The 23,086-nt window shown below is 69.0% G+C and carries 18 protein-coding genes and 1 pseudogene; 10 read left to right on the forward strand and 9 right to left on the reverse strand.

What is annotated here, in order from left to right; translation table 11 throughout:
* Window positions 1-298 (reverse strand): annotated as a pseudogene (locus tag VJT49_RS26135) (ATP-dependent DNA ligase); the annotation flags it as partial.
* A 779-nt stretch (window positions 299-1,077) separates the two neighbouring features.
* On the opposite strand from VJT49_RS26135, the gene VJT49_RS26140 reads away from it, so the two are divergent.
* Both VJT49_RS26140 and VJT49_RS26145 read left to right on the forward strand, forming a co-directional pair.
* Window positions 1,078-3,480 carry a phosphoketolase family protein gene (locus VJT49_RS26140; protein ID WP_324167576.1) on the forward strand — a complete coding sequence of 801 codons (2,403 nt, stop codon included), beginning with the start codon at window positions 1,078-1,080 and terminating at the stop codon, window positions 3,478-3,480.
* On the forward strand, window positions 3,468-4,598 hold the full coding sequence (locus VJT49_RS26145; RefSeq protein ID WP_324167577.1) for an acetate kinase: 1,131 nt from the start codon (window positions 3,468-3,470) through the stop codon (window positions 4,596-4,598). The genes VJT49_RS26140 and VJT49_RS26145 overlap by 13 nt, the downstream gene beginning before the upstream one ends.
* Here VJT49_RS26145 and VJT49_RS26150 read toward each other — a convergent pair.
* From VJT49_RS26150 to VJT49_RS26165, 4 genes are all read right to left on the reverse strand, one after another.
* Window positions 4,561-5,541, reverse strand: a complete 981-nt coding sequence (locus VJT49_RS26150) for a hypothetical protein (protein WP_324167578.1) — start codon at window positions 5,539-5,541, stop codon at window positions 4,561-4,563. The two genes, VJT49_RS26145 and VJT49_RS26150, sit on opposite strands and share 38 nt — an antisense overlap.
* Window positions 5,538-6,818, reverse strand: a complete 1,281-nt coding sequence (locus VJT49_RS26155) for an MFS transporter (protein WP_324167579.1) — start codon at window positions 6,816-6,818, stop codon at window positions 5,538-5,540. The genes VJT49_RS26150 and VJT49_RS26155 overlap by 4 nt, the downstream gene beginning before the upstream one ends.
* 122 nt (window positions 6,819-6,940) lie before the next feature.
* Window positions 6,941-7,792: an alkaline phosphatase family protein gene (locus tag VJT49_RS26160; protein WP_324167580.1), complete on the reverse strand. Its 852-nt coding sequence runs from the start codon at window positions 7,790-7,792 to the stop codon at window positions 6,941-6,943.
* A 330-nt stretch (window positions 7,793-8,122) separates the two neighbouring features.
* Entirely contained in the window at window positions 8,123-8,755 is a 633-nt protein-coding gene (locus VJT49_RS26165) for a GH12 family glycosyl hydrolase domain-containing protein (protein WP_324167581.1), read from the reverse strand.
* Between VJT49_RS26165 and VJT49_RS26170 the strand changes: the two genes are divergently transcribed.
* The gene (locus VJT49_RS26170) at window positions 8,748-9,065 is read left to right on the forward strand and encodes a hypothetical protein (protein WP_324167582.1); all 318 of its coding nucleotides are present in this window, start codon (window positions 8,748-8,750) and stop codon (window positions 9,063-9,065) included. The two genes, VJT49_RS26165 and VJT49_RS26170, sit on opposite strands and share 8 nt — an antisense overlap.
* Window positions 9,066-9,197: 132 nt before the next feature.
* Here VJT49_RS26170 and VJT49_RS26175 read toward each other — a convergent pair whose 3' ends face one another.
* Window positions 9,198-12,233, reverse strand: coding sequence for an amino acid adenylation domain-containing protein (locus VJT49_RS26175; protein WP_324167583.1), 3,036 nt, complete (start codon window positions 12,231-12,233; stop codon window positions 9,198-9,200).
* Between the two features lie 405 nt (window positions 12,234-12,638).
* On the opposite strand from VJT49_RS26175, the gene VJT49_RS26180 reads away from it, so the two are divergent.
* The 3 genes from VJT49_RS26180 (at window position 12,639) to VJT49_RS26190 (ending at window position 16,322) form a co-directional block, all read left to right on the forward strand.
* A complete protein-coding gene (locus tag VJT49_RS26180) occupies window positions 12,639-15,134 on the forward strand; it encodes a Pls/PosA family non-ribosomal peptide synthetase (protein ID WP_324167584.1) in 2,496 nt (831 codons plus the stop codon).
* A gap of 239 nt (window positions 15,135-15,373) precedes the next feature.
* Complete coding sequence (locus tag VJT49_RS26185; RefSeq protein ID WP_324167585.1) at window positions 15,374-15,586, forward strand: CbtB domain-containing protein; 213 nt, start codon at window positions 15,374-15,376, stop codon at window positions 15,584-15,586.
* Between the two features lie 4 nt (window positions 15,587-15,590).
* Window positions 15,591-16,322 (forward strand): CbtA family protein, encoded by a 732-nt coding sequence (locus VJT49_RS26190; RefSeq protein WP_324167586.1) that lies wholly within the window; start codon window positions 15,591-15,593, stop codon window positions 16,320-16,322.
* Here VJT49_RS26190 and VJT49_RS26195 read toward each other — a convergent pair.
* Entirely contained in the window at window positions 16,291-17,445 is a 1,155-nt protein-coding gene (locus VJT49_RS26195) for a cation diffusion facilitator family transporter (RefSeq protein ID WP_324167587.1), read from the reverse strand. The two genes, VJT49_RS26190 and VJT49_RS26195, sit on opposite strands and share 32 nt — an antisense overlap.
* A gap of 67 nt (window positions 17,446-17,512) precedes the next feature.
* Between VJT49_RS26195 and VJT49_RS26200 the strand changes: the two genes are divergently transcribed.
* A complete protein-coding gene (locus VJT49_RS26200; RefSeq protein WP_324167588.1) occupies window positions 17,513-17,908 on the forward strand; it encodes a metalloregulator ArsR/SmtB family transcription factor in 396 nt (131 codons plus the stop codon).
* A 178-nt stretch (window positions 17,909-18,086) separates the two neighbouring features.
* Here VJT49_RS26200 and VJT49_RS26205 read toward each other — a convergent pair whose 3' ends face one another.
* A complete protein-coding gene (locus VJT49_RS26205; RefSeq protein WP_324167589.1) occupies window positions 18,087-18,632 on the reverse strand; it encodes a YbaK/EbsC family protein in 546 nt (181 codons plus the stop codon).
* Between the two features lie 472 nt (window positions 18,633-19,104).
* Between VJT49_RS26205 and VJT49_RS26210 the strand changes: the two genes are divergently transcribed.
* From VJT49_RS26210 to VJT49_RS26220, 3 genes are all read left to right on the forward strand, one after another.
* On the forward strand, window positions 19,105-19,818 hold the full coding sequence (locus tag VJT49_RS26210) for a hypothetical protein (RefSeq protein ID WP_324167590.1): 714 nt from the start codon (window positions 19,105-19,107) through the stop codon (window positions 19,816-19,818).
* Between the two features lie 75 nt (window positions 19,819-19,893).
* Window positions 19,894-21,096 carry a metallophosphoesterase gene (locus tag VJT49_RS26215; RefSeq protein ID WP_324167591.1) on the forward strand — a complete coding sequence of 401 codons (1,203 nt, stop codon included), beginning with the start codon at window positions 19,894-19,896 and terminating at the stop codon, window positions 21,094-21,096.
* On the forward strand, window positions 21,093-21,284 hold the full coding sequence (locus VJT49_RS26220; protein ID WP_324167592.1) for a PspC domain-containing protein: 192 nt from the start codon (window positions 21,093-21,095) through the stop codon (window positions 21,282-21,284). Before VJT49_RS26215 ends, VJT49_RS26220 begins: the two co-directional genes overlap by 4 nt.
* Before the next feature lie 727 nt (window positions 21,285-22,011).
* On the opposite strand, the gene VJT49_RS26225 is transcribed toward VJT49_RS26220, so the two are convergent.
* The coding region (locus tag VJT49_RS26225; RefSeq protein ID WP_324167593.1) for a peroxidase family protein at window positions 22,012-23,086 on the reverse strand (1,075 nt) is incomplete at its 5' end.

The raw sequence follows: 23,086 nt of genomic DNA on the forward strand, positions 1-23,086 counted from the left end.
GCGAGCACGAGGACGGCGTCGAAGTTGGTGTCGGCGCCCGGGTCGATGTCGATCAGCGCCCAGGTCGGTTGGTGCACGTCCGGCAGCCGGGAGGTCCACCGGTGCGACTCGACGCCGGCGAAGTTGGCCAGCCAGGCGAGCGCGCTGGGTCTCTCCGGGATCGGCTTCGTAGTTGCGCCGGCGGGTGAGCCAGTCCGGGAACGTAGCCGGGGACCTCCCTGTGCCAGAAGCCGGGGTGGTCGACGCCGTCGGGGTAGCGGTGCACGGTGACCGGCCGGCCGGTGAGACAGGGCAGCATGGCCGGGGCGATCCTCGTGTCGTAGCGGATGAGGTCGCGCTTCGTGACCGGTGGTTCGATGCCGGTGCCGGAAACAGCACCTTGTCGAAGTTGGTGAGTGAGCCAGCGTCCAGCCGCCGTCGGTGCCGATCTTGGCGAGCGCCGCGAGTTCCCTGGCGGCCGGTGAATCCGTGTCCCGGCTCGAATGCCGTGTGCTGATCACCCAGCAAGACCCGTGCCCGCCTCGCCCGGAGCGTCTGGTGGTGTGCCGCCTCCGCTTGTTCCGGGTACGCCAGCGCGTGCTGGGACAGGACAAGGAAGGACGCGCCGGAGATCACCTCGCCCGAGGACAGGCCGGAGCGGGAAGCGTCGAAAATCAGCGGTAGGAGGTGTCATTTCGTGTCCGGTTCTCCTGTCCGGGCGGCGAACTCGGTGTGCCCGTTGGGGGACACTTCGGAATTTTCTCGCCCTGCTGGACCCGGACCTTCTCGCCGCAGGTGGCGCGGTGAAAACCGCCGGTCTTCTGGGCTTTTTCCGGGCGTGCGCCGGCATCGGACTCTCCTTCCAGCACGTCAGGAACCCGGGTACCCCCGTGGGTCCGGGGCCGATGCGCGGATCAGGCCGCGTGAGCAGCGGTGAAAGCCACGGGCAGGGGTAGGAAGTCCCCACATCCCGGGACTGTTGGCCGCTGTCCCCGCGCCGCCTGATTCGTAGCGTTTGAGCTGACGAGCCGGGAGGGATTTCATGACATCCGACGATTCGAAGAGGGTAGCGCGGGCGAAGTCGTACGAGGGGGACCGGTGAGCACGATTGCCGCGCCGGTCGGCCAGGTGCCGCTGAGTGACGCTGAACTGTCCCAGGTGGACTGTCTGTGGCGGGCGGCCAACTACCTGTCCGTGGGCCAGATCTACCTCATGGACAACCCGCTGCTGTCCCAGCCGCTGACGGTGGAGCACATCAAGCCAAGGCTGCTCGGTCACTGGGGCACCTCCCCAGGACTCAACTTCGTCTACGCGCATCTCAACCGGGCCATCCGCACGCACGGACTCAACGCGATCTTCGTGACCGGGCCGGGGCACGGTGGACCGGCGTTGCTGGCCAACACGTGGCTGGAGGGCAGCTACCCGGAGGTCGCGCCCGCGGTGTCCCAGGACATCGACGGGCTGCGGACGCTGTTCCGGCAGTTTTCCTTCCCCGGCGGCGTGCCCAGCCATGTCGCACCCGAGGTGCCCGGCTCGATCCATGAGGGTGGTGAGCTCGGCTATTCGCTCGCGCACGCGTTCGGGGCGGCCTTCGACAACCCGGACCTGCTGGTGGCTTGCGTCGTGGGGGACGGGGAAGCGGAGACCGGGCCGCTGGCGGCAAGCTGGCATGCCAACAAGTTCCTCGACCCCGTGCACGACGGCGCCGTGCTGCCGATCCTGCATCTCAACGGGTACAAGATCGCCAACCCGACGGTGCTCGCGCGAATCCCGCGGGAGGAACTGCACCATCTTCTCACCGGTCACGGCTGGGCACCGCGGTACGTGGAGGGCTCGGATCCGCGGGTGATGCATCTGGCCATGGCCGAGGCGCTGGACGACGTCGTCGCCGAAATCCACCGGATCCAGCGCGCGGCCAGGACCGGGACCGGTGCGCACGCGCGGCCACGCTGGCCGATGATCGTGTTGCGCTCCCCGAAAGGCTGGACCGGACCGTCCGAAGTGGATGGTAAGCCGGTCGAGGGAACCTGGCGCGCGCATCAGGTTCCGCTGGGGGCCGTGCGGGAGAACCCGGAACATCTGCGGGCGCTGGAGCGGTGGATGCGGTCCTACCGGCCGGGTGAGCTCTTCGACCCGGCGGGCCGCCCGGTACCGGAGGTGACCGCGCTCATCCCGCGCGGCGAGCGCCGGATGGGAGCCAACCCGCATGCCAACGGCGGGCTCCTGCGGCGGCCGCTTCCGCTCCCCGACCTGCGAAAGCACGCGGTGGCGGTCGACAAGCCCGGCGCGGGCCGGGCCGAACCGACGCGGGTCCTCGGTGACTATCTGCGGGTCGTCTTCGAACGCACGGCGGGGCGCCGGGACTTCCGGCTGTTCGGCCCCGACGAGACCGCCTCGAACCGGCTCGACGCGGTGTACCGGGCGACCGGCAAGGCGTGGCATGCCGAGGTGGAGCCCGTGGACGAGCATCTGGTCCCGGACGGCCGCGTGGTGGAGGTGCTGTCCGAGCATTTGTGCCAGGGCTGGCTGGAGGGGTACCTGCTGACCGGGCGGCACGGACTGTTCTCGTGTTACGAGGCGTTCGTGCACATCGTCGACTCGATGGTGAACCAGCACATCAAGTGGCTGCGGGCGCACCGGAAAATCCCCTGGCGGCGCCCGGTGGCATCGCTGAACTACCTGCTGACCTCGCATGTCTGGCGGCAGGACCACAACGGGTTCTCCCATCAGGACCCGGGTTTCATCGACCATGTCGCGAACAAGAGCTCCGAGGTCGTCCGGGTCTACCTGCCGCCGGACGCCAACACCCTGCTCAGCGTCGCCGAACACTGCCTGCGGAGCAGGGACTACGTCAACGTGATCGTCGCGGGCAAGAACGAGTCGCCGAACTGGCTCGACGCCGAGCAGGCCGCCCTGCACTGCGCGCGCGGCGCCGGCATCTGGGACTGGGCCTGCACGCACGCCGACCGGGAACCGGACGTGGTGCTCGCGTGTGCCGGCGACGCGCCCACGCTGGAGGTGCTGGCGGCCGTCACCCTGCTCCGCCGGCATCTGCCGGACGTGGCGGTGCGCGTGGTCAACGTGGTCGACCTGATGCGGCTGCAGCCGGACACCGAGCATCCGCACGGGATGACCGACCGCGAGTTCGACGCGCTGTTCACCCCGGACCGGCCGGTGATCTTCGCCTACCACGGCTACCCGTGGTTGATCCACCGCCTGGCCTACCGGCGTACCAACCACGCGAACCTGCACGTCCACGGCTACACCGAACACGGCACCACCACGACCCCGTTCGACATGCTCGTGCTCAACAACATGGACCGGTTCCAACTGGTGATCGACGTCATCGACCGGGTTCCCGGTCTGCTGCGCACCGCGGGCCAGGTTCGGCAGACCATGGCCGAAGCCCAGGAGCGGCACCGCCGCTGGGTCCGTGAACACGGCGAAGACCTGCCCGAGATCCGTGACTGGACATGGACGGATTCCCCGTGCGCATCCTGACGCTGAATCCCGGGTCGTCGAGCCTGAAGGCCGCGGTCGTCGTGGACGACAAGGCTGTCGCGACGCGGACCTGGCCGGCATCGGACGCGAGGGCGGACGAGCGCGCGGTGGCCGAAGCGCTCACCGAGTGGGGAAACCCGGACGCGGTGGCCGTCCGGTTCGTGCACGGCGGCTCACGCCCCGGTCCGGCGCTGCTCGACGAGCATGTGCTCGATGAACTGGACCGGCTCGCGCCGCTGGCACCGCTGCATCAGCCACTGTCGATCGACGTCGCCCGCCTGGTCACCCGGCTGCTCCCCGGCATCCCCGTGGTCGGCTGCTTCGACACGTCCTTTCACTCCCGCCTTCCCGAAGCCGCGGCGCGCTATGCCCTGCCGCGAGCCTGGACGAGCCAGCACAGGTTGCGGCGCTACGGTTTTCACGGTCTGTCGTGTTCCTATGCGGCCCGCCGGGCGGCGGAACTGCTCGGCCGCAAGGACCCGCACCTCGTGTGCGCCCACATCGGGTCGGGGGTTTCGGTCACCGCGATCTCCGACGGCGCGAGCGTGGACACCTCGATGGGGTTCACCCCGCTGGATGGCGCGGTGATGGCGACCCGCCCGGGCTCGGTCGATCCTGGTGTGCTGCTGCACGTGCTGGCCACCGGCGAGATCACCCTGGCCGAACTGGCCGACGCGCTCTACCACCGGTCGGGCTTGGCCGGGATGACCGCTACCGACGGCGACGTCCGTACCGTGCTCACCCGGCGGGCGGCCGGGGACCGCGCCGCACGGGACGCGATCTCGGTGTATGCGCACCGGCTGCGCCGGGAGATCGGCGCGGCCGCGATGAGCCTGGACCGGCTGGACGCGGTGGTCTTCACCGGTGGGGTCGCCGAACACCAGCCCGATCTCCTCGGCGAGATCGTCGACGGCTGCGGAATGCTCGGCCTGCGCGCCGATCCCGCCCGCCTGGCCCGGTCCGGCGACCGGCGGATCAGTCACGACGGCGCCACGCCCGCACTGCTGGTCCTCGCCGCGCGCGAGGACCTCGAAATTGCCCGCGCCGCTGAGCGCAAGCTGTCGTCCCGTCACCCACCACTCAGCCGAGTGCGGCCGGGGACTCGGCCCGCGGGATGAGCAGCCGTGGGTGGCCTGAGCCATCCGCCGGAACCGCCCAGATGTCCGAGTCGTCGGTGCCCCGCGGAATGGCGTAACCGATGGTGTCCGGGTCCAGCCAGGCCGGCTGGTCGTCGACGCTGCGGGTTTCGGCCAGCGGCGTCCTCGCGCCCGAGGCCAGGTCCAGTACGGACAGCCGCCAGCCCTTCGCCGGATCCCCGTCGATGGCCGACTTGAAGGCGATACGCCGGCCATCCGCCGACAGCGACGGGCATTCCACGTTCTGCGCGATGGTGCGCACGCTCTTCGCCGCGATATCACCTTGCACCAGATAGCGGTGCCCGGCGGTGGACATCGTGGCGTAGAAGGTGTTGTCGTCGGCGGCGAACGTGACACCCCAGAAATTGAGGTCGGCGGCGGTATAGGGATGGCCGTTCAGGGTCACCGAAAGGAATTCCAGCGAGTCGACCATGTCCTCGCTCCTGAGATCGATCAGCCCGGCGCGCGTGGAGAACCGCCCGTTGTTGTACGAGTCGCCCGCCACGAACACCGTCCAGGCCGCCAGCCGCCCGTCCACGGACACCCGGGTGCGGTTCGGCACACCGACCAGCGGAATTTCCTTCTCCACGTTCAGTCCGCGGTCCAGGATGGTGATCTGGAACGTGGCCAGCGCGCCGTCCTGCCGCAGACAGGTGCCGGTGCCGCCCGCCGCGTAGACCCGCAGGCAACTCAGCGCGGACACCGAGCGGGGCCCGCCCGGATCGTCCTTGCCCACCAGCGACAGACGGCCCTTGCTGTCCGGTGCGGTGCTACGGAACAGGATCCGTGGCCCGGCCGCGAGGCTCAGCGCGTTGGCCGTGGGCACCGCGGGGTGCTCTCGGGCCACCGTGAACACGCCGTAGCCGACCGCGCCCGCGGTCAGCAGCACGGCCCCGAGCAGGGCGAACAGCACTCGCCGCGTCATGCCTGCCGCTCCCCGGTGTCGCGGGTGTTCGTAGCCGGGATGCCGCGCAGCAGCAGGGCCACCACGAGCACGGCCGTCGCGGCCAGTGCCGCGGCGATCCGGCTCGCGTTCGCCGGTCCCCACACCGTCCAGGCCAGCCCGAACAGCACCGAGGACACCAGGTAGGACAACGCCTGCCCGGTCTGGATCAGCGCGATTCCCGTGGTACGCAAGGCTTGGGGCAGCGCCGGCCCGGCCAGCGCGATCAGCACGCCGTCCGTGGCCGCGTAGAACAGGCCGTAGAGTCCGAGCACCACAACCAGCAGCGGCCGGCCGCCGAACGGCCCGAACAGCAGGAGGTACACCAGCACCAGCGCGGTGTAGCCGCCGAGCACCACCTTCGGCCGGCCGATCTTGTCGGCCAGCATGCCCAGCGGCGTGGCCAGCAGCAAATAGGACAGGTTCGTGCCCACGGCCAGCAAGGGGAACCAGCCGGCACTGAACCGCTCCCGCTGCTGCAGCAGCAGGTAGACGAAGCCGTCGCCGATGGTCACGGTCCCGGCCAGGCACGCGGCCAGCACCAGCCGCCGCACCGGCGCCATCCGCATCAGGCCGCCCAGTGCGGAGGGCGACACCGTGCCCTTCGGCGGCTGCTCGCCGCGGTGATCCCGCACGAACAGCACCAGCACCAGCACGCCGAACGCCGCGATGCAGAAGCTGGCAACGAACACCGTGTCGTAGGCCTGCGCGGTGGCGGCCAGGATGCCGAGCGCGACCAGCGGCCCGGCGAATGCCCCGATCGTGTCCATCATCCGGTGGACGCCGAACGCGCGGCCGTACAACTGCGGCGGGGTGGACAGGGTGATCAGCGCGTCGCGCGGCGCCGTGCGCAGGCCCTTGCCGGTGCGGTCGATCGCGATCACGGCGCCGATCGCACCGACGGTGTCGCCCACCGCGAGCAGCCCGAGTTTCGCCACCGCCGACAACCCGTAGCCCAGCCCGGCGATGAACTTGCGGCGGCGCACCAGGTCGGCGATGTACCCGCCGGCCAGCCGCAGCAGCGCCGTCGCCCCGGTGTACGTGCCGTCGACCACGCCGTACACGGCGGGGCTCAGGTGCAGCCCGAGCACCAGGTACGCCGGCAGCACCGCGGTCACCATTTCCGAGGAGATGTCGGTGACCAGGCTGACCGCGCCGAGCGCGAACACGTTGCCGCTCAGCAGGAACAGCGCGCGCCTGCGGGACGGCTTCGCGGCGTCGTCCCCGGTGTGTGGATGGTCGATCGTGGACAGATACACGAGTGGGTCACCTCCGTGAGTCCGGCAGAAGCCCGCTCGCGGACACGCCATCGGCATGGCCCGCGAGCGGGGGTGATTGATCTACTTCCAGCTCCCGATCAGCCGCGGAAGTCCGCGACCGGTCAGTTCCACACGTTGGTGATCGCGGAGGCCGCGTTCAGGTGCGACAGGCCGTAGGCGCTCTCGACCGTGCTCAGCACGTTGTAGTGGTTGATCTGGTTGGAGAAGGAGCCAACCTGGGTGTGCGCACCGACGAACACGGTGAAGATGTGGTTCGAGGAAGAGCCGTTGTCCTCGTCGAAGGTGACGATGAGCAGGCTGTTGTGGGTCTTGGCCCACTGCGCGTACGCGTCCATGTTGTTCTTCAGCCAGGTGTCGCCCGTGCCGATCGAACAGTCATGCATGTCGTTGCACAGGTTCGGCGCGACGTAGGACACCGTCGGCAGGCTCGCGTAGTTCGACGAGCTCGGGAACTCCGAGTACATCCGGTTGCTGCCGGCCGGAACGGTGGAGAAGAACGGTGCGGCGTTGTGCTTGCGCGCGTACTGGCCGCTGGAGCAGCCGGTGTAGCCGTCCGACGGCATGCTCTCGGAGTAGCTCTTGTAGGTCCTGCCCGAGGTCAGCACCTGGTTGGCGATGTTGTTGCCGCCGAAGGTGTGCGGGCAGCTGTCGTCGGTGATGCCCTGGGTCGACCCGGAGAAGATCGCCAGGTAGTTCGGTTCGCTGGGATGAGTGACCGCGAAGGACTGGGTGAACTTCGCCCCCTGGCCGGCCAGACCGTTGAAGTAGGGGGCGCTGGAGCTGCCGTTGATCTGCGAGTAGGCGTGGTTCTCGAACATCACCAGCACGATGTGGTCGAACGCCGGCACGCTCGTCGCCGCCCGCGCGGTGGACGAGGTGACGGCGATGGCCGTCGACGAACCGATGACGGCCGCCGCCGCCACGATCGCGGCCGCGATGCGCTTCCGTAACACGAATCCTCCTTGAAGGTGGATGACCGGCCCTGACCGCTCCGCCAGGGCCGACCAATCGTGAGAGCCGACACCGGCGCTGATCCCAATACGCCGAGGACTCCAGATGTGCGTGAGGTAAACACATCAGACGCGAACTTCTCGTTCCGGCTTTCCGGGGACGAAAAGGATGACGGTGCGCCGAGCGACCACGGCGCGGCGGAGGGAGCCATGCGTCGATCTCGGTGCGGCTGCTCGCTACCGCGGCAGGAGGTCGACGTGGACTGGAGCGTGCGCGGCGACTTCACCGGCGAGGCCCGGCCGCCCGGCATGTGGGTGTTCTTCGCGGGAGGTTCAGTTCATCGTGACGGAGAAGTCGGTGAGGGTGAAGCGGGCGCTGCTGTTGTTGGTGGAGCAGAATTCGATGCCGTAGCCGATCTGGTTCACCGTGGGGTCGCGTGGAATGTAGCCTTTGCCGATGGCCCAGCTGATCATGGCCTTGAGGTCGACGCTGCCGGAGTAGAGCGTGGTCTGTGCCACGAAGGCGACGTAGCCGCCCTCGTCCTTCCACACGTCATAGGTGACCCCGCCCGCCGAATAGGTGGTGACCTTGCTGCCGGCGGGAACCTGTTCGAGGTTTTCCGTCCAGACCATCAGTTCTGTCACCCCCGCGCCGTCGCCCACGCCGTTGAGCCAGACGTCGTAGGCCACGTCGTAGATGCCGGTGCCCGGTCCGCGGCCGGCGAAGGTGGAAGTGATCGAGGAGTAGTGGTCGAACGGTGTTCCGTCCAGGTTGTTGATGTCCTTGTGCACGTTCGGATAGGTTTTCACCGAACTGGTGGCGGGCTGGGTGGAATCGACGTACCAGTTGTTGTACGCGCAGGCATAGAGCGTCTCCGGCCCGGCTTCCGACTCGTTCCACATGTTGTTGTGGACGTAGTAACCGTCGGTCGACCAGCCACCGTCCGGATCGCCGGTGGTGAGCACCGGACTGCCGCAGGTTCGCGCCGGCAAGGCCGCTGGGGGCGGGACGGCCGGCGAATTCGAGGTCCGGTTCGTGGTCGGTGGGGTAGCCGGGGCCGACGTCGTGGCCGGGGAATTCGACGCGCTCGGTGGCTCGCTCGGTTGCGGGTTCGCCGCGGAGATCGTGGCCGCGGCGCCGCCGGGGATCTCCTTGCCGGACTGGCAGCCCGCCGCGGTCGCCAGGGCCAATGGCAGCGTCAGCAACGTGGCCAATATTCGAGGTCTCATTCCCCTGCTTCTTCCTGGCTCCCGGATCAACGTGCCCGGACGGTAGCACGGATAACGGGGATATCACCCCCGATAGCCCGATCGATTTCCGGCCTGGATTATCCCGTTTTCGGGGAAGAAAGTGAATTATTCGCCATGTTCGCGGAGGCAGGGCGACCGGAAGCAGACTTTGCGGTGGTCAGCCCTGGTGGTTCACGCGGCACAGGCCGGCCATGTCCTCGGCCAGCCGTCGTTCGATTTCGGCCGCGAGCCCGGCGACAGTGGTGAACGACAGCAGCCCGCGGACCGGGAGATTCACGTCGACCTGTTTGCGGATCCGGGTGATCGCCTGGACTTCCAGCAGTGAGTTGCCGCCGAGGGCGAAGAAGTCGTCGTGTATTCCGATCTTGTCGAGACCGAGCAGTTCGGCGAGTACTTCGGCGACGAGTTCCTCGGTGGCGGTCCGTGGGGCGGTGTAGGGCGCGTCGCTGGTCAGCGGCGGCGCCGGGAGTGCCGACCGGTCGAGTTTGCCGCTGCTCGCCACGGGCAGCGCGGCCAGGACGACGAACGTTGTCGGCACCATGTAGTCCGGCAGGGTCTGCCGCAACGCTTCCGTCACCCCGGCCGATTCGCCGACCAGGTAGCCGACGAGCGTGTCCTCACGCACGGCCACTGCGGCATCGCGCACGCCGGGCAGCGCTCGCAGCGCGGCCTCGATCTCGCCGGGCTCGATGCGGTAGCCGTGGAGCTTGACCTGGTCGTCGATGCGGCCGAAGAAGTCGAGGGTGCCGTCGTGTCGCCAGCGGGCGAGATCCCCGGTCGCGTACATCCGCTCGCCGGAAACGCTGAACGGGCAGTCCTGGAAACGTTCGGCGGTCAGTTCAGGGCGGCCGAGGTAGCCGCGGGCCAGTTGCGGACCCGCGACCCACAACTGCCCGGCCACGCCGGGCGGCACCGGCCGCAGACGCTCGTCGAGCACGTACGCGCGGGCGTTTTCGATCGGCCGTCCGATGCTGACCGGCCCCGGCGGCAGGCTCTGCCCTGGTTCGATCTGGTAGGCGATACACCCGACGGTCGCCTCGGTGGGGCCGTATTCGTTGGTGACCACGCATTCCGGGCTCCGTTCTCGCCACCTCGTGACCGTTTCGCCGGTCAGTGCCTCACCGCCCAGCACGAGATCTTTGGAGGGGCACAGTTCGTCCGGTAGCACCGCGAGATGGGTTGGCGTGGCTTTGACGAAGGTCGGCCCGGCGGCCGTTCCGTCCACTATGGATCCTCCGGCGGTGAGTGGGCCGAACAACGTGGTGACGGTCAGGTCGAAGGACGGCGAGGTGTGCAGCAGTGCGCGGCCGGCCAGGCTGGGGTAGGCGCGGCGTGCCCAGGCGAGGTAGGCGTTGACCGAGCGATGCTCGATCAGGACGCCCTTGGGCCGGCCGGTGGAGCCGGAGGTGTAGATGACGTAGGCGGCGTCGCGGGGTCCGGCCGTGGGCGCGGGGTCGCCGGCGGGCTGGTGTGCCCACTGGCGCGGGTCGTCGAGGGCGAGGGTACGGGTGTCCAGTGTGGACTCTCCGGTGGTCAGCACGACGGGGATGGCGGCGTCGGTCACGATCAGCGCCTGCCGTTGTGCGGGGAGGCCGGGGTCGAGCGGGACGTAGGCCGCGCCGCTTTTGAGCACCCCGAGCAGCCCGACGACCAGTTCCGGGGAGTTGGGCGCGCTTACTCCGACGATCGTGCCGGGACCGGCGCCGAGACCGCGGAGACGGTGCGCCACCCGGTTGGCCCGCGCGTTGAGTCCGGCATAGGTCAGTCGCCCTCCGCCGAAGTCCACCGCGACCGCGTCCGGATCGCGCCGGACCTGCCGCTCGAACAGTTCGTGCACGGTTTGCCGATGCGGGTAGGGCACCTCGGTCGCGTTCCATTCCTCGAGTACCCGGTCGCGTTCCGGTTCCGACAGCAGCGGCAGTTCGGACACGGGCAGGGACGGATCGTCGACCGCGGTCGTCAGCAGGCGCAGGTAACGGTCTACAAGGGATTCCGCGGTGGTGCGGTCGAACAGGCCGGTGCGGTAGCGCAGGCGTCCGGTGTCCCTGGTGAGTTCGAGGGCCAGATCGTCTTTGGCGGTGGCGTAAAGGACCGGTTCGATGCCGGCGTCGGGGACGAAATCGAACCCGATCTGGTACAGCGCTTGCACTCCCGGATCGCGCGTGACTCCCACGGCCTGTGCGACCAGTTGGAAGGGCACGAGACCGTGCTCGATTCCGCCCAGCACTTCCGTGCGCACGCGGGCGACCAGCTCCGCGAAGGACGTCACGTCCCCGCAGTCGACCCGGATCGCCAGCTGGTTGACGAACATGCCGATCAGCGGCGCCAGCTCCGGCCGGTCCCGGCCGGCCAGCGGGACGCCGACCACGACATCGTCCGAACGGGACATTCGGTGCAGCAGCGCGGCGTAGGCGGCGAGGAGGACCATGAACGGCGACGCCGACAGGCGCGCGCCCACGGCTTCGACCCGGTCCAGCAGGCCCTCCGGCAGCTCGAAGTCCACCTGGTCCCCGGCGAAACTCAGCTGGCCGGGCCGGGGACGGTCGGTCGGCAGCGAATGCGCGGGTGGCAACCCGGCCAGCCGCTGCCGCCAGTAGTCCAGCTGCCCGCCCAGGCCGGCCAGCTGTTCCCGTTGCCACAGCGAGTAATCCGTGTACTGGATGGGCAGCTCGGGCAACCGTGGCTCGCGGCCCTCGAACACCGCGGTGCAGGCTTCGTTCAGCTCGTGGGTGAGGATCGGCACCGAGGCCGCGTCGAACACCGCGCGGTGCGCGACGAAGGTCAGCAGCCATTCCGCGTCGGAGAGCCGGCACAATCGCGCCCGCCACGGCGGAGGCGTGTCAAGCGGGATCACGCGGCGTGCCGCCATGACGGCCAACTCGTCCGCCCGCCGACGACGCGGTTCGGCCGGCAGGTCACGCAGATCGTGCACGTCCAGTTCGACCGGTACTTCGGCGTGCACCACCTGAGTCAGCACACCGCCGGCCATCCGGAACGAGGTGCGCAGGGCTTCCTGGCGGGCGACCACCTGTCGCAGCGCGGTGCGCCACTGGTGTTCGGTCAGTGGCAGGTCCTGCCGGACCTGGCACGGCACATTGTGGACAGGGGAGCCCGGGTCGAGTTGGTTGGACAGCCAGATCCGTTCCTGTCCGAACGATGCCGGAAAAGCCCGTTCTTTCTTGGTCTCGGTCACCATCACACCGTCTTTTCGAGTCTTCCCAAGGCTTCCACCCTAACCGGCCACCTCGTTCTCCGCTTGTGCCTCAACGGATTCACCGGGTGCCCCTACGTCAACCCCCGCGACCTCATACCCGATCCCGCGCACCAGGTCCACCAGTGTGCATCAGCGGTCCGGCCAGCGCGTCAGGACTTTCGGCCCCGGTGTACCGCAAGGCAAGTGGGCTGGTGACGGGCAGCGCACTGGCGCTGGTTCCGGCCGCTCGGTCGCGTTCAGGTGGTCAGGTTTCACCCCCAACGGGTGGGCCAGGCTTCGCGCCGTGTTGACAGCATCGAGTGTCCGCCTCCCAGCCAGGAATGGCTTCAGATGCACCCCAGAGGCGTCGCAACGACGTCGTGATTGAGAGGGAACACCCGGCAAATGAGCGATCCCGTGAAAGTTCTCCGAGAGCGCTACGACAGTCCGGCGACCGGAACCGAGGAAAACCTGGCCGAGATACTGGCCGAAGTGGTGCGGGTCGAACGTGTCGCGACCGAGAGCAACTTCTTCGACGACCTGGGTGCCGACTCGCTGGTGATGGCCCACTTCTGCGCGCGGGTCCGGAAGCGGCCCGGCCTCCCGTCGGTGTCCATGAAGGACATCTACCGGCACCCGACGATCAAAAGCCTGGCCAAGGCACTCGATGACGCGGTGCCCAAGGACACCCCGGTCGCTCCCGCGGAGCAACCCGCCCCGGCACCAGCGGAGGCCGTGGCAAGGGCCAGCACGCGGAGCTACGTCTTCTACGGCGCACTGCAGTCACTGACCTTCCTCGGCTATGTCTTCCTCACCGCGGTGATCTTCACCGTTTCCTACAACTGGATCATCCTCGGCCACGGGTTCGTCGAGCTGTACCTGCGGGCGGTCCTGGTGAGCGCGCTGACCTTCGTCGGACTGTGCGGGCTGCCGATCCTGACGAAGTGGGTGCTCATCGGCCGGTGGAAACCCCAGGAGATCCGTGTCTGGAGCCTGGCGTACTTCCGTTTCTGGCTTGTCAAGACGCTGATCCGGTCGAACCCGCTCGTGTTGCTCGCCGGCGGTCGTTCGCAGACGAGCGCGAGCTCCCCCCTGTACGTGCTCTATCTGCGGCTGCTGGGCGCGAAAATCGGCCGGGGGGTCACGATCTTCACCCGGAACGTGCCCATCTGCACCGACCTGCTCACGATCGGGGACGGCACGGTCGTCCGCAAGGACTCCTACCTCAACTGCTACCGGGCCCACGCCGGGGTGATCCGGACAGGTCCGGTGACCTTGGGCAAGGACGCCTTCGTCGGCGAGGCGACGGTGCTCGACATCGGGACCTCGCTGGGTGACGGCGCCCAGCTCGGTCACTCGTCCTCCCTGCACTCCGGGCAGGCGGTGCCCGACGGGGCGCGCTGGGAGGGTTCCCCGGGGCAGCCGGCCAAAGCGGACTACCAGGTGGCGGGCGCGGTCCCGTGCGGCCCGTTGCGAAGGACCGTCTACAGCGCCGTCGAGTTGCTGTGCGTCCTGGGCCTGTACCTGCCGCTGAGTTTCGGTGGCCTGAGCGTCATTCTCGCCGGTTTCCCCCAGATCGACGGGATCGTGGACAACGCCCCGACGGCCTTCACGAACTGGCCGTTCTACCGCGGTGCGCTGGTCATCTCCTCGGTGCTGTTCTTCGGTTTCCTGCTGGTGGGCCTCCTCGTCGCGTTCACCGTTCCTCGGCTGCTCAACCTCTTCCTGGAGCCGGACAAGGATTATCCCCTGTACGGTTTCCACTACTGGATTCACCGGACGATCGGGCGACTCACCAACGTGAAGCTGTTCGGGAACATTTTCGGCAACAGCTCCTACATCGTCCATTACCTGTACTGCCTCGGCTACGACGTTTCCTTCGCCGAGCAGACGGGATCGAACTTCGGCACGGTGTTCAAGCACGAGAACCCGTACCTGGTGTCCGTCGGCCGGGGAACGATGATCGCGGACGCTCTGTCGATCATCAACGCGGAGCTGTCCAGCACGTCGTTCCGCGTGTGCCGGGCGTCCATCGGCCGGCACAACTTCGTGGGAAACGCGGTCGCCTATCCCGCGCGGAGCACGACGGGTGACAACTGCCTGCTCGCCACGAAGGTCATGGTGCCGATCGACGGGGAAGCCCGGTGGAACACCGGGTTGCTGGGCGCACCCAGCTTCCGCATCCCGCGCTCGGTCGAGCGCGACAGCCGATTCGACCACCTGAAAGGCCCCGAGTATCTGACCGCGAAGAACAAGTACAACCTCCGCACCATCGCGTGGTTCCTGCTGCTGCGGTGGGGCTACGCGTTCGGCCTCCTGATGCTGGCCGTGGCCGCGGCGGATGTCTACCGGAAGTGGGGCGTGCCGGGTGTCGCCGGGGAGCTCCTTTCCGTCACGCTGTTCACGATCGTCTACCAGGTCCTGCTCGAACGCGGCGTCGCGCGGTTCCGGCCGATGCGGCCCCAGCTCTGCTCGACCTACCATCACTACTTCTGGTGGCACGAGCGGTTCTGGAAGCTTTCGATGACCGCCGACATGCTGTTCGCCGGTACCCCGTTCAAGAACGTCCTTTCGCGGATCCTGGGTGTGCGGATCGGCAGGCGGGTCTTCGACGACGGGTGCGGCCTGCCGGAGAAAACCCTGGTGACGATCGGCGACGACTGCACGCTCAACGCGGGAAGCGCCATCCAGTGCCACTCCCAGGAGGACGCCACCTTCAAGTCCGACTACAGCCGGCTCGGCGCGGGCTGCACCCTCGAGACGGGCGCGCTGATCCACTACGGCGTGACGATGAGCGACGGCGCGTCGCTGGCCCCGCATTCCTTCCTGATGAAGGGCGAGGAAATTCCGCCGCACACCAGGTGGGGAGGAAATCCGGCCACGAAGATCGAGTCCCGCTGAGGTCGCACGCGCCGCGTGGGCTCCGGGCGGCCGGCGTGGGCCAGCCGGGTGGCGCGAGCCTCACCACATTGACCGGGTTTCACCGCTGGTTTACCGTGATGCGGCCAGGCGACGGCAGCCGGAAGCGGTGAGAATCCGCACGGACGCGCCACTGTGACCCGGTTTCGTGCGGCCGGGAAGTCAGACCCGGACCGTCGCGTCACCCCGAGCAGGCCGCGCAAGCCCGAGGAGGTCCCGCCGTGTCCCAGGCCGTTCCCGCGATCCCGGCACCGATTCCCGTCCGTATCCCGCTCCGCGAGATCGTGCCGTGGGCACTGTTCGTGGGTCTGCTCGCGCTGATCGCGCTCTACTTCGTGAGCGCCGAGCAGGGTGCGACCGCGGTGTTCGCGAACAGTTATCTCCACGAGTTCCTGCACGACGGCCGGCACCTGCTCGCCTTCCCCTGCCACTAGCGCCGTGATGAGGGCGCTGCTGGTCCGCGGCATGATCGCGGGCGTGATCGCCGCTGTCCTGGCGGCGCTGTTCGCCTACGTGATGGGCGAGCCGTCGGTGGACGTGGCCATCGGTTTCGAAGAATCGATGGCGCACGAGCACGGCGAGGAACTGGTCAGCCGGACGGTGCAAAGCACGGCCGGCCTGCTCGTCGCCATCGGCGTCTACGGCGTCGCCATCGGCGGGCTGCTCGCTCTGGCTTTCGCGATCGCCTACGGCAGGGTGGGGTCGCTGCGGCCCCGGCTCACCGCGCTGCTGGTCACCGGCGCCGCGTTCGTGGTGGTCGTGCTGATGCCGTTCCTGAAGTACCCGGCCAACCCGCCCGCGGTCGGGCGCGAGGGCACGATCCAGTCGCGGACCGCGCTGTACTTCGCCTTCGTCGCACTGTCCATTGTGGCCGGTCTCGTCGCCGTGTACGGCGGCAGGCGGCTGACCGAGCGGTATGACGCGTGGACCGGCGGGATTGCCGGCTGCCTCGGCTATGTCGCGGTGATGGCGGTCTGTGCGTGGCTGATGCCGGTCGTCGACGAGGTGCCCACCGGTTTTCCGGCGAGCACGCTGTGGGGCTTCCGGATCTCGTCGCTGGGCACGCAGCTCACCCTGTGGACGGTGTTCGGCCTGGTGTTCGCCACGCTCGCCGAGCGCGCGCTCACCGGGCCGGCAGTCACGTCCGCCCAGCGCGTGGCGAACCAGTAGACCCGCCCGGGACCACGATCCGGTCTCCTCTCGGCCGGGCCTGGTGGTGACTCACCAAGCGGTGGGCGGCATCGGCGCCGACGGCCGGTTCGGTGTGCACGACGGCGGCGGTCAGCCGGGGCACCACGTGCGCGAGCCGGTGTTCGACTTCGTGGGCGATCTGGTGGGCCCGCTGGACGGTGATGGCGGAGTCCACGGTGACCGCCAGTTCGGCGCGCAGGCTGTGCCCGATCCACCGCATCCGCACGTCACCCGCCTCGAGTACGCCATCTACGTCCCGGGCGGTGCGCTCGGCGAGTTCGACGGTGTGCGGGTCGACCGCGTCCATCAGACGGCGGAACACTTCTTTCGCCGCGTCGCGCAGGACGAGCAGGATCGCCACCGTGATCACCAGGCCGACGACCGGGTCCGCCTGCGGGAACCCGAGCGCGACCCCGGCGGCACCGACGACCACGGCCAGCGAGGTGAACCCGTCGGTGCGGGCGTGCAGGCCGTCGGCGACCAGCGCCGCCGACCCGATTTGCCTGCCCACCGTGATCCGCCACCGCGCCACGATCTCGTTCCCGGCGAACCCGGCGATTCCCGCGACCGCGACCACCCACAGATGAGCGACCGGCTGCGGATGGATCAATCGCGACACCGCTTCGTAGCCGGTGAGCACGGCCGAGGCGGCAATGATCAGCACGACCGCCACCCCGGCGAGGTCCTCCGCACGGCCGAGCCCATAGGTGTAGCGGCGTGTCGCCACCCGCCGGCCGAGCGCGAACGCGATGCCCACCGGCAGCGCGGTCAGCGCGTCGGCGAAGTTGTGGATGGTGTCGCCCAGCAGCGCCACCGAACGACTGAACAGCACCACCACCAGTTGAATGACCGCCGTCGCGAACAGCGCGGCGAACGACCACACCAGCGTGCGCATCCCTCGCCCGCTCGTCTCCAGCGCGATGTCGAAGCGGCCGGCGCTGTCGTGGCTGTGCGGGGTCACCACATGCCACACCCGCGACCACTTCGGCCGCTCGTGTCCGTGCTCATGCCCGTGCTCATGTCCATGTCCATGTCCATGTCCATGTCCGTGGCCACAGCCTTGCCCGGTGTGCCGGTCGGTGTGGTCGGGTGCCTCGGCCATCCCGGCGGATCCCCTCCTCGTGCCTGTCTCGCTTGCAGAATGCCCCGCTCAGGGCCATTATGCAAGCATGCGCGCGCATGAAGACATGTCTGCCGACGGCCCGCCGCCCCCGGTAGACCCCGAGCAACTGGCGGTCGCCGCTGGGGTGCTCGGCCACCTGGCCGATCCCACGCGCCTGCACCTGCTGCGGCTGCTGACCGCCGAGCAGGACGTCAGCACGCTCACCGCGCAGGTCGCGGCCTCCCGCTCCTCGGTGTCCCAGCACCTGGCCCGGCTACGGCTCGCCGGGCTGGTCCAGGTTCGCCGCGACGGGCGGCGGATGCTCTACCGCATCACCAGTGATCACCTCACAGACCTGGTCACCGAGGCGCTCGAGTACGCCGACCACGCCGTCCACGGCATCCCACACCACCAGCGCCCCACGCCAGAGCACGACGCGGATGCCGCCACACCCACCGGCTGACTCATCCACGCTCCCGGCACCGAGTTCTCGGCGTGAAAGGAGAACTCGTGGTGCACGAATGTGGAACTCGCGGTGCGTGAGTGGGGGACTCGCGCCGACGGGCCTGGTTGTGGGCGAGGTGGCGGGTATTGACGTCATCGCCCGGGGCGGGCGACGGGTGGCGGAACGCTTTCCCGGTTCAGGCCGGCTTGGCGAGGTCGACGACCTCGGCACCGGGCAGCGAGGCGACCAGCTCGCCGGTCACCAGGAGCTTGCTGCGCCGGATCCCGCTGCCGGCCACCAGTTCGGGCGAGTTGGCGACGGCCTCGTCGACCAGGAGCGGCCAGTCGGCGGGCAGGCCGACCGGGGTGATACCGCCGTAGACCATCCCGGTCAGCCCGACCACCTCGTCCATTCGTGCGAAAGAGACCTTGCGCACGTCCAACCGGGGCCGCACCACCCGCTTGACGTCGGCGCGGGTGGTGGCGAGTACCAGGGCGGCCGCGTACCGGAGTTCGCCCGCGCGCTTGCCCGACACCACAAGGCAGTTGGCGGCCGCGGACGGTGGTGAGGAATACGCTTCACAGAAGGCCGCGGTGTCGGCGAGTTCGGGGGCGATTTCGGCGACGCCGACGTCGGGGTCGTCGAGCATGGCGAGCGTTTTCAGCACGGGTTCGGCGAGCAGGTCCGTGCGTTCCGCCGCGGGCTCGACGGCGAGGGTTCCGGCAACAGTCCAGGTCCGCATATGCGCAGGGTAATTAGCCGCGGCGGGCGGCCCTCGTCCGTTGGGGGTGAGGTGGCCCGCTTGGTGGCCATTCCGCCTTGGACACCACGACGTCTGATCACTCCTCGTTCTCGGGCTCTGTGGCCCGGGAACCCGCCACCGCGAGTCCGGAGACGAGCAGCAGGCGGCCAGACCGAACGGCCGGCGTGTGCTTTCCCGACCCGGTGCTCGTCGGTGCGTTTCCTCCACCGTACGGGGCACGGAAAACTTACTCGATGTCGTGATTATCTGCTGTGCCGAAGCCGTCGCGAGCCGGTGCCGGCCACCATCGCCGCCGGTCTGGTGCCGCTGTGCGCCACGCACCTCCTCCATCCCGCCGCCACCAGGGAAGCCGCCCCGGTGGACCGGCGCCAGACTGTGGCCTTTCTCCCCTATCCGCTCGGCTCGCGGCGGGGGACGCTCGAGGTTTCGCAGGGCCTGGTGAGGAACGGCGATGACCATCGGCTTCGATGCGGACAGCGGCCCGGTGCTGTGGCTGTTCGCCGCCTTCGTCGTGACGTTCGTGGTGACCCGCGTGATCGTGCGGCTCATCCGCGCGGGCAAGGGTCCCTTCCGTGACGCGGCGATCGGTGGGGTACACGTGCACCACCACGTGTACGGGATCTTTCTCATCCTCCTCGCCGGCTTGGCCGAGTTCGTCTACCGGCCGGGACCACCGTGGGTGCAGGTGCTCGCCGGGGTGTTCGGGGCCGGCGCGGCCCTGACTCTGGACGAGTTCGCGCTGTGGCTGCATCTGGATGACGTCTACTGGACCGAAGAGGGCCGTAAGTCGGTCGACGTGGTGCTCGCGGCCTCCCTCGTCGGCTTGCTGTTGGTGCTGGGCGCACGGCCGTTCGACGACGCCGCGGGGGAGGGGCGGATCGCGTTCGCGGTGACCGCCGCGGTGAACCTGGTGTTCTCAGTCGTCGCCGTCCTCAAAGGGAAGAGCAGCTCGGGCGTGATCGGCCTGGTGATCTCCCTGGTCGCGATAGTCGCGGCCATGCGGCTGGCGAAGCCGGGGTCGCTATGGGCCCGGAAACGGTACCCGAGCGGTTCCCGGAAGCTTGAACGTTCGCGGGCGCGTTTCCCGCCGGATCGGCGCAGCCGGTGGGCGAGGGTGGCGGATCGGCTGGCCGGTGCCCCGGTCAAGAAGAAGGCACAACGCTGATCGGGCGCTCCGGTAGCCTTGATCAACGAGCCCGGCCGGGATCGTGGTCCGGTTCCGGGAGGTGCGGTACCGCCGATGAGACGTTCTGCCGTGGTCGCCGTCGTCATGATCGCGGTTCCCCTGGTGCTCTTCGGAGTGCCGTGGTGGGTCCTGGTGATCTCCTCGGACTGGCCGGCACCGGTCGTGGTGGCGGGCAGTGTCGTGTTCGCGGCCGGATTCGGCACGCTCATCGCGACGATGCGACTCGGCCATGGCGGGCGGAGTATCGACGCCGCCGCGCGGATCGGCGACACGACACTCGGCGTGGTGTGGCTGCTGTTCACCTGGTCGGTGCTCGGTGCGGTGATCCGGGTCCTGCTGGCGGTGGCCGGGGTACCCAATCCCGTCCGGTGCCGCTCGGTCACGCTCGCGGTACTGGCGATTGTCGTCGTGCTCGCGGTCGTCGGGCACATCGAGGCGATGCGGGTGCCGAGAGTCCGCACCCTCGACATTGTCCTGCCGAGGCTCGGCAGGGCTTTCGACGGCGTGCGGGTCGTGGTCGTCGCGGACACCCATTTCGGTCCGATCGACCGGAGGTCGTGGGCGGTCAAGGTGGTGGCCGCGGTGAACGCGCTGAACCCCGACGTGGTGTGCCATGTCGGTGATCTCGCCGACGGAACCGTCACGCGCCGACGGCCGCAGGTCGATCCGCTCGGCGAGGTGCACGCCACGATGGGAAAGTTCTACATCACCGGCAACCACGAGTACTTCAGCGAAGCGCAGCGGTGGCTTGATCACATGACCGATCTCGGCTGGACGCCCCTGCACAACCGGCACGAACTGCTCTCCCGGGGCGAGGACCGCTTGGTGATCGCAGGGGTCGACGATCCCACCGGCGTCAGGTCCGGGCTCGCCGGTCACGGCCCGGACCTGGCCGCCGCGCTCGGCGGCACCGACCCCGACGTCCCGGTGGTCCTGCTCGCCCACCAGCCCAAACAGGTCCCCGGCGCCGCAAAGGCCGGCATCGATCTGCAGATCTCGGGGCACACCCATGGCGGGCAGATCTGGCCGTTCCACTACCTGGTGCGGCTCGAGCAGGGAGTGCGGCGAGGGTTGAGCCGCCACGGCACCGGCACCCAGCTCTACACCTGCGGCGGCGCCGGATTCTGGGGTCCCCCGCTCCGGGTGTTCGCGCCCAGCGAGATCGCCGTCCTCGTCCTGCGTGCCGCCGAATCCGGGTCGGCTCAGGGACGTCAACCGATGCGCGCCGACCCGGGCCGGAGCAGGCTGGAGGCATGACAACCACGAAAATGCTGGCCAGGTCGCGCGACGACCGTGTGATCGCCGGGGTCTGTGCCGGCCTGGCCCGGTACCTGGGCTGGAAACCGCGGACCGTGCGGCTGCTGTTCCTGCTGTCCTGCCTGCTGCCCGGCCCGCAGTTCCTGCTCTACCTCGCGCTGTGGGTCATCATTCCCCAGGAGCCGTGAGGTTCACGAGATCTCGGGTAGCACCTACCGCGATCGGGAGATCTCGACCATGGCCTCCCGCCCCGGGAAAGATGGTGATCAGGCGACAGGGCGGGTCAGGCGGGTGTTTTTCGACCGGGACCAAGCGGTTGATGCACGCGGCCGCTGTCGTGCCACTGCTCGAACCCGCTCCGGCGTGACACAGGACACGACGAGGTCCCCACGCAACCGGGCGGCCACTTTTTCGAAAGTCCCGATCACCGTCTCCGGCGGAACCAGGATCAAATAGTGCTCATCGACGTGCTCGCGGAGTTCGTCGTCGCCCGGCGTCACCCAGCCCGGCGTACCGGCGCCGCGAAAACGAGCCACGACCCAGCGCGCCTGCGCCAGGGCCTGGCCCGATTCGATCGATTCCTTCAACGCCGCCCAACCGGAGAATCCGTGCTGCCGCGCGAGCGCCGGCTGAGCTTCGTGCAGAGTGGCGAACTCGCCGGCGGAAAGGCGTCGTTTCGCCTCGATTTTCCGGTACCGGAGGTTCGGCCGGCCGGGAAGCGCACGCGATTGATCGGAGAAGGCAGTCCTTCCTCGGGCGCCCGCGGGTGCGCGACATCGGGCTGGAAAGACCTGCCGTCACATTCTCCAGGATGTACCGGTGGGCTTGCGGCCCTACCCGCGGACCCGGCGGCGGCCGGCAACCGCCGAAGGGGAGTCCGGGCCGGCCGGTGAGTGGCCGGCCCGGACACCGGGATCAGGCGAGGTCGAACCGGTCGAGGTTCATGACCTTGTCCCACGCGGCAACGAAGTCGCGCACGAACTTCTCCCGCACGTCGTCGCTGGCGTAGACCTCGGCGACCGCACGCAGTTCCGAGTTCGAGCCGAAGACGAGGTCGACGCGGCTACCGGTCCACTTGACCTCGCCCGTGGCGCGGTCGCGGCCCTCGAAGGTCTCCGCGTCCTCGGACGCCGCCTTCCACTCCGTGCCCATGTCGAGCAGGTTCACGAAGAAGTCGTTGGTCAACGTCCCGGGCCGATCGGTGAACACACCGAGGCTGGACCTGTCGTAGTTCGTGTTCAGCACGCGCAGGCCGCCCACGAGGACGGTCATCTCGGGGGCGGACAGGGTCAGCAGGTTCGCCCGGTCGACGAGCAGGTACTCGGCCGGGAGCTGCTGGCCCTTGCCGAGGTAGTTGCGGAAGCCGTCGGCACTGGGCTCGAGGTGGGTGAACGAGTCGACGTCGGTCCACTCGAGCGAGGCGTCCGTACGGCCCGGGGTGAACGGCACGGTGACGTCGAACCCGGCGTCCGCCGCCGCCTTCTCCACGGCCGCGCCGCCGCCGAGCACGATGAGGTCGGCGAGCGAGACCTGCGTGCCGGACGCGTTGAACGACGACTGGATGCCCTCGAGCGCCGACAGCGTCCGACGGAGCTCCTGGGGGTCGTTGACCTCCCAGTCGATCTGCGGCTCGAGGCGCACGCGCGCGCCGTTGGCGCCGCCGCGCTTGTCGCCGATGCGGAAGGTCGAGGCCGACGCCCACGCGGCCTTGACCAGCTGCGGGACGGTCAACCCGGAGTCGAGGACCTGCTTCTTCAGGTCGGCGATCTCGGCGGAGCCGATCACCGGGCCCTCGTGCGCGGGCACCGGGTCCTGCCAGATCAGCGTCTCCTGCGGCACCCACGGGCCGAGGTAGCGCTGGATCGGGCCCATGTCGCGGTGGGTGAGCTTGAACCAGGCGCGGGCGAAGGCGTCCTGCAGTTCGTCCGGGTTCTCGCGCCAGCGTCGCGCGATCGGCTCGAACTCGGGGTCGAAGCGCATCGCCAGGTCG

This window comes from Amycolatopsis sp., from assembly GCF_035276945.1.
Lineage (GTDB): Bacteria > Actinomycetota > Actinomycetes > Mycobacteriales > Pseudonocardiaceae > Amycolatopsis_E.